Below are 13,671 nucleotides of genomic sequence, written 5' to 3'. Positions count from 1 at the left end.
AAGGGTTTTTATGTTGAAGAAAAGAAAATCAAAAATCATTTCGGCCATTGTGGCAACAGGATTAACGGTGATGAGTCATCCAGCTATTGTTTATGGTGCATCGGCTGGACAAGTAGAAGCTAAATTGCAAAATGCTGGTAACATTGTACAAGGCATTTTAACAGGATTAGTGGTGCTAGTAGGGACAGTCGTTGGATTATTCATTATTATCAAACGGATGCCTGCAGCGGACAATCCACATGAAAAAAACGAAGTTTATCAAGCTGTTGGTCGGGTAGCTGGCTTAGTTGCTTTAGCTGCAGCCATTATTTGGTTATTGCCATGGGTTTATGGTTTATTTGTATAGAAAAGAAGGGATTTAAATGGCTAAAAAAGGGAAGAAATTTATTTTTCCAGATAACGTCAATTCAACTTATGGGGCTTTTCTAGGTCTGTCACTAAAGGAGCTGGCGACTTATGTCTTGCCCATAATTTTCTTTGGATTAATATTGCTGGCTATTCCGCCCTATAATCTATGGTTATTGGGTTTGAAGCTGATCATTATCCTAATATTGTTAACCCTAGCATTTGCACTGATTAGTGCAAAACCTGTTAAGCACCGTCAAAACATTACTATGCAGGATTATTTAACGCATAAAAAAAGTTATCGCTTTAGACAAAAGCGATTTTATATAAAAAAACGAAAACCAATGGAATAGGAGGGTGAAACGTGTTTCCTTTCAAAACGAACCAACGTAAAGAACCCTTAGATGATTACATCTTTCGCTATGAACCAAAAGAATTGGACACAGGGAAGCAAACGTTACAGGATATGTCGTTAATTCAGGCACAATATCAAGATTTTTTTATTACAAAAACAGGCTATCTCGTCGCTTTGATTGAAGGTTCCGGGGTTAACCTGGATTTACTAAATGAAATTGAACAAGAGGACGTTTTTGACGAATTCAATGCTTTTTTAATGTCGACTATTGGTGAAGGCGATACAGGAGAAGTGCAACAGTATTTAGATATGACGACTCCAGTCGCTTTTGACGAGTATGTGTTGTATTGGAAGAAACGCTATTTAAAAGTAAAAGAAGAAAATCCTATCAATCAAGCTAAGATTACCTTAATCGCAAGCTATGTGGATTACTATCAAAACTTACAATTGACGAACCAAATGAGCACAAAAAAACATTTAATCGTAATCCGACAAAAAATAAAGGATAAAAAACAGACTAGCCTTGAATTGGCTGCCACTAATCTTCATGAAAAAGTAACCCAATTTATCAAAACATTGGAGAATAGCCTAGAAAACTACGATATGGAAGCCAGGCAATTATCCTCTATGGAATGTCGGAAAACCCTGAAACACCTCATGAATTTTTCCAATCATTAAGGCTTCCAGAAGGGAGGGGAAACGTGTGTATTTTGGAAAGAAACGCACCAAAGAAGAAAGGAATCAATCACCAGTCAAAAAAGTAGAAACGGAAAGTTCATTGGATTCCTTTTTAGATAAGAGCAGTTTAGATGTGGTCTATCCGTTTTCTTGGGAGGAATTTCCTGATTATATTGAAAGTGGCGATAATTTTATTCGCGTCATAGCCATTGTGGATTACCCTAAAGTTCAATATGGCAATTGGTTATCCGAACTCAAGCGAAAAAAAGGGAATATCACAATTTCTCAATTCTTACAGTCGTCGAGTTCAACAAAAATGATACACCACTACAACGAAACGATTAAGAATAAGGAAGCAGAACTATTAAAGATTTACGATCCATTAAAACGAAAACGTTTAGAGCAACAAATTGAAACCGCAAATCGGCAATTGGATAAATACTTACAAAGCAACTCCAGTTTCATTTATCAATACACGTACATTTACTTAAATGCTTCAACGTTAGAAGTCTTGAATGACTTGACTGAAAATATCACTAAAACGCTTATTAAATTACAAATGAAATCTATGATACCAGTAAAAGGGATGTATCAAGCTTTTTGGAGTGCCCTTCCCATTGGCGAAAATTTATTAGGGGATTATACGTATAAAGAATCGAATACAGAAGTAGCGTCTAGTATGTTTCCTTTTGACGACGCTGAGATTCTTCATTTATCACCCAGGAGCGACGTTGAAGGCATTAACAAAGACACAAACAGTCTCATTGCTATCGATTACTTAGATCGTAAAAATACACTGAATCAAAACATGGTCGTTATTGGAACCAGTGGAGTCGGAAAAACGACCTACATGATTCAAAAAATATTACGGTATGTTGCTCGAGACATTAAAGTTTTTATTATTGATCCTGAGAATGAATATTCGCAAATAGTGGAACACTTAGGTGGGACAGTCGTTCATTTATCGTCAAATGCGCAAACTAAAATCAATCCTTTAGAAATCTTCTCAGAAGAAATCAGCGAGAATATCGAAACTTTAACGATTGATTTAGAGTTGTTGGTGAAAGATAAGATTCAACGGGTAAAAGGCTTTTTTCAAGTCTTAAAACCGGATATTACTCAAGTAGAGCAAGCTGTATTGGACTCTGTTTTACGCAATACGTATCTGAATGCAGGTATTTTTAAGTATTCCAGTATTTCTGAAATCAAATCGGAACAATACCCCACGTTGGAGAATGTCTTTAATGAAATTGAAAAATTAAAACTAAATGATCAAGACCGGTTTAAGGTATTAAACGATTTTTATTACATTTTAGAAAGTTATGTTCATGGTTCAACGACGCTTTTCAATGGGCATACCAATATAAATATTAATGCCAATTTGTTGTCGTTTGATTTGAAAGCTCTACAAAATGAAGCAGATGTTCAAGCAGCAGCTTATCTCAATACATTTAGTTTCTTATGGGATGAAATCACAAAAAATAAGACTGAAAACATTAAATTAGTGGTCGACGAATTTCATTTTTTAACTCAAAATCCAGAAGCTGCACAATTCTTTTATCAAGCGTATAAACGGTTCAGAAAGTATAACGCAGGAGCGATCGCCGGAACCCAACAGATTCAAGATGTCCTTGAAGGGACCATGAGTGACAGTAAAAATGTTGGAGAGGCTATTATCGGAAACAGCTACACAAAGGTCTTTTTTGGATTAGATGATAAAGGTGTAGAAGATTTGACTGATAAACTGCATATGAATTTCAGTGAAAAAGAAAAGAAATTGTTGTCGCGTAGAAAACAAGGAGAAGCGTTAATTATACATGGATCGCAACGCGCATTTATGAAGGTCGAGCTAACAGAAGAAGAATTACGGTTAAAAGATCCAGAACGGTATGAAGAACACTATGGAGAGTCCGCAATGGAAGTACCCAACTATGAAGAACGCATAAAGATGACACCTAGTGAGTTGGTAGAAGCTAAAAACTTTCTATATGACTAGCAAGGAGGGATAAGATGCTAGGATGGCAAGACTTTAAGGTGATGAACTTTGAATTTGGAAGTATCAAATTGTTTAAAGAAAAAATCGTGTATGAAATTTCAAAAAATCTCTGTTCCTATGAGCAAATCGAAGATATAGAACGTCTGAAAAAACAAAATGATGTTCATTTTTTTAATTTAATTCAAGTAGAGGAAGATGATCATACCTTATACCTTCATTATGAACGTTTAGAAAGCATGAAATCTCTCACCATGATAAAAAAAGAAGAATACTCCGTTAAGTTATCGATTGCCCAAACACTACTAAGAGAGAACATTTTACAACAAACATCTAACTTTGTGAGTATTCATCCGGCTACAATTTTTTATTATCCAATGCAAACTGTGAAATATACTTACTTGGCTACAACTGTATTGCCTCAAGAACATAAGTATTCTGATCTTGATCGGTATAAAGCATTAGTTTTATGTATTTTGACGAACTTTAGCTATGAAACGTGCTTAGGAGAAAAAGAGGAAGTCTTAAAGCGTGGGAATGAATTGGTTAAAGCGGTTGTTCAGGCTAGTACCAGGCAAGAGATGTTGCTGATTATTGAAGAAGCGTATGATTTTGTGACCTATGATTACATTCAACACAACTCAACCAATAAAGAAAAATTGAAGAAACGAACCCTATATACTTTAGTGGCGAGTGTTCTCTTCTCTTTGACTGCAGTAGGAATGACAAAGCAATACGCTAATGCCCAGCAAGAACAAATTGTTCAGGCAATGGAACAAGACATGGAACAGAAAAACTATTCACTAGAAGCCAATCAACAGATTGTTAATGGAGACTATGAAAAAGCGGCTATCGCTATGGAAAAAGCTGGAGACTCTAAAGAGGACATTGCCACTATGTACTTTGAAAATAACCAATTCCAACAAGCCATAGATACAGATGTCTCATTTCTGGAGCCGGTTATTGCCCATTACTATGATAACGATCAAAGCGAAGCGATTCTTGATTTAACGCTGACAGAAGTTGCAGAAGAGGACACCACTAAACTAGAAACTGAAAAAGCTATTGTGGCTTATGATACTGCTACAATGTCCTCTGCTCTGCCTTTTCTAGAAGATGAAGAAACAGCAGTCAGAATGGGATTAGCTTATCTAACCAATGATGATGTGACCAGTGCACAAAAAGTACTAGAAAAATTTCCGTCAGCTTCTTTAGAAAACAAGATTAAACTTAAGCAAGCAGATAATGAATTGGCAAAAGCAGAAGAAGAGTTAAAAGCCATTAAAGAAGATGATGAGAAAAAGGACGAAAAACAGCAGATTCAGAAGGATAAAATCGCAACATTGACGAAAGAAATCGAGACACTACAAAACAACGAGTAAAGTTGGTGAGGATATAAATGAAGCCACTAACGTTTTATGTTAAAAGTAAAATCGGAAAAGTTCTTGCTTGGTCTGTATTGGGACTAGTCCTCTTAATTACCATCTTAGTGACTGCCTTTTCCAGTTATTTTACTGGAACTGATGAGAACGAATTGGCTTCTATACCTGAATCGGTTCTAAAATGGAAACCCATCATGGAAGAGGAACTAGCCAAATATGGGATGGAAGATTATATACAGATTGTATTGGCCATTACAGCTACTGAGTCAGATGGTTCTCAGTTAGATATCATGCAGTCGAGTGAAGCCATTGGTTTAGCACCTAATGCTATTCAAGATCCCGTTTACAGCATTCAGATAGGAATTAAGCACTTTAAAGATGTGATCGATCAAATGAATCAAATAGGAGTGGACTTAAACACGGCTATCCAGAGCTATAATTTTGGTAGTGGTTATTTAACATATATTGCAGATAACGGCGGTGTTCACACAACTGAATTGGCAGAAGTGTATTCTAAAGAAGTTGTCGCACCTTCTTTAGGCAATACATCCGGTCAAACGTATCCGTACTCATCCCCGGTGGCTGATGAAAATGGCAATTACTTATACACGAATGGTGGTAATTTTTATTATGCCGATTTAGTGCAGCAAGCCCTAAACAGTGGGGTACCCGGCAATGGAGTACTAGCCTTTCCCGTTGAAGATCAAACCATTACATCTGCTTTTGGTTTTCGAATCCATCCTATAACGGGAGAACATAAACTGCATGGAGGTGTTGATTTTGCGCCTATGAATGGTGGAAATCCACCTGTTTTTGCGGCATTGAAAGGAAAAGTTAGTCAAGCAGCTTACTCCAGTAGTTGGGGAAATTACGTGAAACTAACGAATGGCAATGGAATAGAGACGCTCTACGCTCATTTAAAAGAAATCACCGTTTTACCTGGTCAACAAGTTGAAACAGGCGAATCCATTGGCTATATGGGTACTTCTGGGTCTTCCACTGGTGTCCATTTGCATTTTGAGGTCTATCAAAACAATAATCGAATCGATCCAGCACCCTTGTTGGGATTGTAATGAATGAGTTAAAAGATTGAGGTATAGAGATGAAAAAATTACTACTAACCGTTACTGGAACCGTAACGGTACTTATTTTGATTGTATCGCTCTTTAGTTTAAACCAAACGAATCGAGGACTAGAAAGTAAGCTCTCAAAAACAGAAAAAGAATTAAAAACAATGGAACAACTAATCAATCAAGAGGATAAGTTTACTGACACTGTAGCGAATAAAAAGAAACTGACCGTGATTGAAGAGGGATTACGTACTTATTTAGACTACGATAACGCTACTTATCTTACTCGTTTCGACCACTTACAAAACAAGGCTACAGATGAAACCATTCAACGACTAAAAGAACTTTCTTCTACAGATCCGCCTCTTTTAGATGTAAAGAATCAGTTAAAGGAACTGACTATTTATCTTCATCCGACTGAGGAACTGATTTTTTTGGTTCAATTAACTACTGAATACTCGTTGGATCATGAAGTGGTTTCTCGTTTGCCGCAACTGTATCAAGTAACCCTCATTGAAACTAATGGAGAGTATCACATTAGCCAGTTAACAAATCTAGGTTTGACAGCAACCAACTAAAGTCGTTAAGGGAGGCATTCGGTGGAAAAATTTTTAAACAAAATAAAAAAGAAACTCATTTGGTTTCTCGTTAGTTTTGTCCTTTCGGAGTGGTGTTTAGTAGTGGTGACTCAATTGATTATGACCTTTTCCGAGTTTAAATTGTCTTTAACGACCACTATCTTACTTGAAACAGTAAAAGAGACACTTCTCCATCCTTTTCAAACGATTCAAATATTGATAGAAACAAAAAATCCATTATTTATAATGGGAACCATCGGTCTTTTACTTTATTGTGCTTCTATTCAAATCAAATTAGCGTCTAAAGAAAAGAAAGAGGGATGGGAAGCCGATGAACGAAACCAATACCATGGTTCAGCACGTTGGGCACGTGAAAAAGAGATTTTTGACGGAAAAAATTACCTGGCTCAATCTAAGCAAGAGATCCTGAAAAATTTTACCGCTTCGCTTGATCAACCAACTGAAGGGGAGGAAACCAGATGACAGGAACCATTTTAGGTATTTTAAATAGTAAAGTCATTATTCAACCCACAGAATCAAAACCCAATCGAAATATAATGGTGATGGGAGGACCGGGGTCTTTTAAAACCCAAAGTTTTGTGATTACAAATGTCTATAATGAAACGGAAAATAGCATCGTTGTGACGGATCCAAAAGGAGAAGTTTATGAGCAAACAGCTGCCGTTAAACAGCAGCAAGGCTATGACGTCCGGGTCCTGAATTTTGCAAATATGATGGCTTCTGACCGACACAATCCTATTGATTACGTCAAAAAAGACATTCATGCCACCACAGTGGCGACTAAAATTGTGGACAGTGCTAACAAAGACAGTAAAAGAGACGTTTGGTATTACTCACAACGAGCACTGTTAAAGGCTCTTATTTTGTTCGTGAAGTATGAATTGCCTCCTGAAAGACGAAATATGGAGGGCATCTTAGACTTTTTACAAGAGTTCGACCCTGAATCAGATGAGGATGGCGAAAGTGGCTTAGATGAAGAGTTTTTAAAACTTGAACGCAAGCACCCAGCTAGACGAGCGTATGAATTAGGCTATAAAAAAGCCAAAGGAGACATGCAAGGCAGTATCATTATGTCCCTTCTAACAACAATATCCGACTTTGTGGATGATGAAGTTGCCGAATTCACGCGATTTAGTGATTTTAATTTACGAGATATTGGCCGAAAAAAAATGGTGCTTTACGTGATTATTCCGGTTATGGATCAATCCTGGGAAGGGTTAATCAATATCTTTTTTAGCCAGTTATTTAACGAACTTTATGATTTTGCATCTGAAAACCATTCAAAATTGCCAAAATCAGTGAACTTTATTTTAGATGAATTTGTAAACTTAGGTAAATTTCCTGGATATGAAGAGTTTTTAGCTACTTGTAGAGGGTATGGAATTGGAGTGGCCACTATTATCCAAACTTTGACGCAATTGCAGGATAAATATGGTGAAAAAAAAGCGGAAAGTATTTTAGGGAACTGTGCCGTGAAAACGTGCTTAAATGCTGCAAATTCGACTACTGCGGAGTACTTTAAACGATTATTGGATAAAGCTACCGTAAAGGTTGAAACCGAGTCTGAGAGCACACAACATGGAAAAGAGAACAACTCTAGTAGTTCCAGTGAAAATCAAAGTTACACCGGAAGAGATTTAATGACGGCTGGTGAAATTATGCAGATGCCAGACGATACGAGTTTAATTGTCTTTCAGAATAAACGCCCCATTCAAGCAAAAAAAGCTTTCCAATTTGAGTTGTTTCCACAACCAAAATTTTTGTTGAATCAAAGGGATTACACACCACATTCTACAGCTGAACAACTAGAAAAATTCGAACAAGATAAAGAAAACTATCAAGACTATATGCAATCAAACGCTGAGAATCGAACCGAACGAGAAAAGGATGAGTCTGTAGAACGAGAAAAAGCAAAAGAGCAAAAAGAACAAGAAATAATAACTGAAGCTTCCGGCTTTTTTAAGTCAATGAACTGAGGAAGGTAGTGACGTAATGATTAAAGGAACGAAAGGGTTAATGTTATTGAGCGTTTTATTATTTTTATCCGGATGTGGCTTTAACGAAGAAGAGGCACTAGAAAAGAGTACAGACCAGTTAGAAAGTTTTTTGAATCTACACGAAGAGCGAGAACGTTTTTCTGATTTAGATAACGATGATTTACTAGCTCATTTAGAAGAGGATGTTTTTCCTTACTTAACAGAAAGTTATCAAGAAGAAATTACTGAAGAGGTTGAAAACTATGGATTCAATACAGATGCTGTATTTAGTAAAGATTTATTTTTTTTAAGAGAAAGTGAAGAAAGTTATGATAATGGTGTTTTTTGGCAAGCGTTTAGTATTGAGGAAAGTAACGTAAATCCTGAATTGGAAGTAGTAAATCACAGTGCTTCAATTGAAAGTATATCTACAATTACACCTAGTTTGGTAGAGATTGAAATGAATATAGAAGATGGAGAGTGGAAACTGAATTCTGTTGTAGAAGGTGAGTGGTAAATATGGGAGAAAGGATTTCCAAAATGTTTTCAGACTGGATTACAGATTTGCTAGAAACAACCTTTAACCTTTTAGGAAAGCTTATTTTTGATCACAATGCACTGAGTGGTTTTTTCTCTCAACTGTATGGAATTTTTATAGCTTTTGGTGGTGTAATGTTGGTTACAATTGCTCTAGCAAAAGTATTGATTTTCTTATTATCTGAAGCTGAAGGTAGTCGAGATGCTTCTGTATGGGGATTGATTGTCGATTCTTTTAAGGCTAGTGCAATGGTACTAATTTTACCTTTAATTTTAATTTTTTCACTCGATATGATTGTCTATCCATTAGGAGAATGGATGTTTAGTTCAATTGGTGGTATGACTGCAGAAAAAATCAATTCTTTTATTAACATAGAAGACGTCTCGCAAGTCGCTCCTAATGTTACCAGTACACTTATATTACTTTTATTCTTATTGATTGTATTTGCGACATTCTTAATCAAAATTTGTATTTATCATGCGGATCTTGTCTTGTTGGAGTTGTTGAGTGTCTGGGCAGCGATATCTATTATCAATGAGGAATACAATTATATGTCTGTATGGTGGCGCGAATTTCTGAGCCAAATTGTGAGCATTATTGTACAGATGGGTTTAATGGTCGGAATTGTAGAAGTATTATCTAGTACAACGTTTGAATGGTATAGTTTTATGTTGCTAATTGGTTTTGGCGTATTAATTATTCGTGGGCCAAGTGTTTTAAGAAGCATGTGGTATGGAACAGGATCTGGTAAAGCAACTATGCAAGGTGGTAAAATGGCTACTCGAATGTACATGATGCGAGCAAAAAGTGTAACAAGTGCAGCTTCTGCAGCAAAATAAAAAAGATAAAGGATAAAAAGTAAGTTTTTTCAAAAGTTGAAATACAAAGATTATTTATTTTTTTTGTATCGTCAGGCACCCTGAGCGGATCCGATTTTTGTTGGATTAAGGCTTTGTCAATTCAGCTTGATTAATGTTAATTAACGTGTTGGAGGCCTCTTTCAGCCCAATAAATTCCTATCTGAGAATAGAAAAATAAGTCAATAATCTCAAAAACTATTTTCTTTCACTTTATTTCGCTATAGAAATTTTTTTTCACCTAAAGAGTCCCTAACTACTTACCTGAATAATTCATACTTATCTTTTGGTCTGTTCTATGTAGTGATTTATTGTAAACGAATACAGGTAAAACCTGATTTAATTATTGATATTGTGTTTTATCGATCAAGGATTAATATGAAATTATCTAAAACCTAGTATAACCTATAGAGATAAGTGACTATCTAAAAAAAAAAAACAGAAAAACAAGATAAAACATTCACAAAACGATTGACAGTGAAATGATTTAGGATTATAGTAGTTACTGAAGGTAGCTCCTAAATAAAAAGAGCGAATAAGTGAGGCTAATCACTTAATAAAGGGGAGGGAAATGAATCGAGCAATAGCGATTATGAAAGAGTATCAATTTTCAGAATATGAAACATTAGTTTACATTGCCTTATTAAAAAAATGTAGTCAGACAGGTTATGAAGTAAGCAAGAATTCAAGTGTCCCTCGCTCGAAGGTATACAATACGCTAAATGTCCTGTTAAAAAAAGGTTTAGTTATTTGTAGCAATACAGATCCAGTGCGGTATATGGCTCAGCCAGTTGAAAAAGTGATTGAGCAATTAAAGAAGAAAATGAAAAGTGATTTTGAAGAAATTGAAAAAATTTTAGGCAGTATTGAAGAAACAGAAATAACAGAAACGTTATGGAATTTTTCTGAATACAACCGAGTGATTGAAAAAGTAAATGAATTAATTGAAAGTTCAAAAAAAGATTTGTATCTACAAGTTTGGGAAGAAGATTTAACAATAGAAATGGTAGATTTGCTCACCAAAGCTGAACAGCGATTAGAGAATTTCATTGTTATTTTATTTAGTCAAGAACAGCGATATGAATTACCATTTACTCGTTTTTATAAACATGGCTTTGAAGAAGACAAATTAAAAGATTATGGCAGTCGTTGGATTAGCTTAGTAGCAGATTCAAAAGAAGTAGTGTATGGGACATTACCAACAGATCAGCCAGATGTTATCTGGACAAGAAATCATTCGATGGTTAAATTAGCCAAAGAGTACATTATCCATGATGCCTATAATTTACGCATGATTAAACAACTAGAAGATCCGGCAAAAGAAGTATTTGGAAAAGATTTAATGGATGTTAGAAATATTTATAAAAACTAAAAAAATTGTTGGAGGAAACTATGATGACTAGGGTATTATTATCTTTGATTGTGATTGTGAACTTATTTTTTGTATTTTCTTTTGTGAAAGATTTGGTAAAGCATAAAAATGAAATTATGACTGAACCTGCTAGTACATTGGCACTTCCATTTACTTCATTCTTCACGTTTTTACTTTCCACTTTTGGCGTATCAGATTTTGCTATTGGAACAGTCTTGTATCGAAAGTTGAAATGGGTGCCTCTAAAGAAACTACCAGGAACATTAAATGCACAATGTGTTATTCCAGTAGCGGCAATGGCCCTATTATATATCACATCGATTGATGTTGGTCTTAAAACATTAGCTGTTTGTATTATCAGTCAAGTCATTGGAGCATATGTAGGACCACGTTTTGTTTGTGAAATTACCAGAAAAACAATTAAACAATTTATTTCAATCGGTTTGACTATTGCTGCATTGTTAATTTTAGCTGGAAAATTCAATTTAATTCCTTCCAATGGAACGGCAACTGAATTATATGGTCTAAAATTAGTAACAGCCGGTGTTTTATTATTTGCTTATGGTGCATTAAACAATATTGGTATTGGTTCATATGCGCTAACAATGGCTACGGTTTATGCTTTAGGCATGAATCCAGCAGTAGCTTTCCCCATCATGATGGAGCAGCAACATTCTCAGTTCCAATCGGAAGTATGCAATTCGTTAAATTTGGTGAGTATAGTCGTAAAATCACGTTATTTACCTCTACATTTGGAGTACTAGGTGTATTGACAGCCGTTTACTTTGTTAAATCATTAAACGTTGGTATGCTTCAATGGTTGGTTATTGTGATTTTGCTTTATACAGCTGTTACTTATGGTTTTAGAAATGCGTAAATCTAAAATGGACTTAACAGATAGTGCTAACTAAAAGATACAAAAGAAATAAAAAAATAAGTTCAAAGAGATTGTGGTTAAAAGGTATCTGAAATAAGTTTTAAGAAGGAGAGAGAAGAATGATTGTATTGACGAAAAAAGAAATGCAAACTGTTTTTACAATGGAGGAAGCTATTCAAGCAGATAAAGAAGCTTTACGTCTTTTCTCACAAGGGAAAAGCACAGTTCCGTTGCGTACAAATATTGATGTTCCTGAACATGGCGGGCAAAGCTTATATATGCCAGCCTATGTCGCTGGCAACAACCAAGCTTTGGGAGTTAAGATTGTTTCGATTTACCCTGGTAATATTGAAAAGAATTTACCAAGTGTGCCAGCAACGATGGTTTTACTAAATGCTGAAACGGGAATAGTAGAAGCAATGATGGATGGCACTTATCTAACACAACTACGCACTGGAGCTGTTCAGGGAGCGGCAACAGATATTTTAGCTCGTAAAGATGCTAAAATTGCTGCTTTAATCGGAACGGGTGGACAAGCTATTTCTCAACTAGAAGCGATGTTAACGGTTCGTTCATTTAGACGAAGTAAGGATAGTAGATATTGACAAAGAGCGTTGTGAACAATTTGTAAAAAGAGATGTCAGAACAATTTGCACATTTTAATACGAAATTAATTGCAGTAGACAATTCAGAAGAAGCGGTTAAAGGCGCAGATATTATTACTTCTGTGACAACATCTAGACGTGCAACATTTTCTGGAGAACATGTAAAAAAATGGTGCTCATGTTAATGGTGTTGGAGCGTATACTCCTGAAATGCACGAATTACCAAGCGAAATCATTGTTCGTGCAGATAAAGTTATCTTCGATTACAATGGAAGGTGTTCTGGCAGAAGCTGGCGATATCATTACTCCGTTAAAAAAAGGTTTAGTAGAAAGAAGTCACTACCAAGGAGATCTTGGTGAAGTGATGTTAGGTAAAATTTTAGGTCGTGAAAATGAAGAAGACATAACTGTTTTTAAAACGGTTGGAACAGCGGTATTGGATGTTGTGACAGCTGAAAAGATTCTTGTAAAAGCTAAAAAACTTGGAGTTGGAACACAAATCGCTTTATAAAAAATAGAGATAGTACCTAAGAGACCAACTAGTGGGAAAGCTCAACTAGATAGTCTTTTAGATGCTATTTTTTATTCTTGATCATCCCTATCTTGGCTTGTTTCAGTTAAAAGGAGATACTTGGATTATCAATAGGATAATCGTAAGCGCAAATGAAACGGTATCTAGCTATGACAAATAACCCTTGCTATAATGTTTTATTATAGTGAGGGTTATCTGTAATCTTCTTGAACTTCCACACTCCATGGCAATAGCGCTTGAAGTAATTCAGGGTATTCTTAAATGTGTATCAGGCAGTTCTTCAAATAAGTAATGAAGATACTTATACGGATTTAACCAATTTAGTTTTGCCGTTTGGATTAAACTATAAACACCACCACTCGCTGTTGCACCTTTGGTACTGGTAGAAAAATTCCAAGCTTTACGACCAACTACGAATGGACGAATGCTGCGCTCTGCTAGATTATTTGAGAGTGACATTCCCCATCTTCAAGGTAGTTCATTAAGTAAACC

The 13,671-nt window shown here is 35.7% G+C and carries 12 protein-coding genes and 3 pseudogenes; 14 read left to right on the top strand and 1 reads right to left on the bottom strand.

The genetic code is table 11. From position 1 onward, the window contains the following. Nucleotides 1-10: 10 nt before the first annotated feature. The 14 genes and pseudogenes from BLT48_RS00370 (at nt 11) to BLT48_RS00305 (ending at nt 13,158) form a co-directional block, all read left to right on the top strand. Nucleotides 11-346: a CagC family type IV secretion system protein gene (locus BLT48_RS00370; protein WP_007723195.1), complete on the top strand. Its 336-nt coding sequence runs from the start codon at nt 11-13 to the stop codon at nt 344-346. 16 nt (nt 347-362) lie between these two features. Then, on the top strand, nt 363-698 hold the full coding sequence (locus BLT48_RS00365) for a PrgI family protein (protein ID WP_007723197.1): 336 nt from the start codon (nt 363-365) through the stop codon (nt 696-698). 11 nt (nt 699-709) lie between these two features. After that, on the top strand, nt 710-1,378 hold the full coding sequence (gene trsD / locus BLT48_RS00360; protein WP_007723199.1) for a TrsD/TraD family conjugative transfer protein: 669 nt from the start codon (nt 710-712) through the stop codon (nt 1,376-1,378). Nucleotides 1,379-1,403: 25 nt separating this feature from the next. Continuing rightward, nucleotides 1,404-3,374 (top strand): VirB4 family type IV secretion system protein, encoded by a 1,971-nt coding sequence (locus BLT48_RS00355; RefSeq protein ID WP_089974331.1) that lies wholly within the window; start codon nt 1,404-1,406, stop codon nt 3,372-3,374. A gap of 14 nt (nt 3,375-3,388) precedes the next feature. Further along, the gene (locus tag BLT48_RS00350; protein WP_089974329.1) at nt 3,389-4,753 is read left to right on the top strand and encodes a hypothetical protein; all 1,365 of its coding nucleotides are present in this window, start codon (nt 3,389-3,391) and stop codon (nt 4,751-4,753) included. A 17-nt stretch (nt 4,754-4,770) separates the two neighbouring features. After that, nucleotides 4,771-5,826 (top strand): lysozyme family protein, encoded by a 1,056-nt coding sequence (locus BLT48_RS00345; protein WP_089974327.1) that lies wholly within the window; start codon nt 4,771-4,773, stop codon nt 5,824-5,826. A 29-nt stretch (nt 5,827-5,855) separates the two neighbouring features. Next, a complete protein-coding gene (locus BLT48_RS00340) occupies nt 5,856-6,401 on the top strand; it encodes a hypothetical protein (protein ID WP_089974325.1) in 546 nt (181 codons plus the stop codon). Nucleotides 6,402-6,422: 21 nt separating this feature from the next. Beyond that, entirely contained in the window at nt 6,423-6,884 is a 462-nt protein-coding gene (locus BLT48_RS00335) for a hypothetical protein (protein ID WP_089974323.1), read from the top strand. Beyond that, nucleotides 6,881-8,398 carry a VirD4-like conjugal transfer protein, CD1115 family gene (locus BLT48_RS00330; protein ID WP_089974321.1) on the top strand — a complete coding sequence of 506 codons (1,518 nt, stop codon included), beginning with the start codon at nt 6,881-6,883 and terminating at the stop codon, nt 8,396-8,398. Before BLT48_RS00335 ends, BLT48_RS00330 begins: the two co-directional genes overlap by 4 nt. 16 nt (nt 8,399-8,414) lie before the next feature. Beyond that, a complete protein-coding gene (locus tag BLT48_RS00325) occupies nt 8,415-8,915 on the top strand; it encodes a hypothetical protein (RefSeq protein WP_089974319.1) in 501 nt (166 codons plus the stop codon). A gap of 2 nt (nt 8,916-8,917) precedes the next feature. After that, nucleotides 8,918-9,775: a conjugal transfer protein TrbL family protein gene (locus tag BLT48_RS00320; RefSeq protein ID WP_089974317.1), complete on the top strand. Its 858-nt coding sequence runs from the start codon at nt 8,918-8,920 to the stop codon at nt 9,773-9,775. Nucleotides 9,776-10,364: 589 nt separating this feature from the next. Continuing rightward, the gene (locus BLT48_RS00315; RefSeq protein WP_089974315.1) at nt 10,365-11,165 is read left to right on the top strand and encodes a TrmB family transcriptional regulator; all 801 of its coding nucleotides are present in this window, start codon (nt 10,365-10,367) and stop codon (nt 11,163-11,165) included. A gap of 23 nt (nt 11,166-11,188) precedes the next feature. After that, a pseudogene (locus BLT48_RS00310) lies at nt 11,189-12,042 on the top strand (sulfite exporter TauE/SafE family protein). Nucleotides 12,043-12,161: 119 nt separating this feature from the next. Beyond that, nucleotides 12,162-13,158 (top strand): annotated as a pseudogene (locus BLT48_RS00305) (ornithine cyclodeaminase family protein). Nucleotides 13,159-13,370: 212 nt separating this feature from the next. Here BLT48_RS00305 and BLT48_RS00300 read toward each other — a convergent pair. Next, nucleotides 13,371-13,671: pseudogene (locus tag BLT48_RS00300) on the bottom strand (IS66 family transposase); the annotation flags it as partial.

This window comes from Carnobacterium viridans (assembly GCF_900102725.1).
Taxonomy (GTDB): domain Bacteria; phylum Bacillota; class Bacilli; order Lactobacillales; family Carnobacteriaceae; genus Carnobacterium_B; species Carnobacterium_B viridans.
Note: the sequence above shows the minus strand (reverse complement) of the source record. Positions and strands in the feature narration are given on the sequence as shown.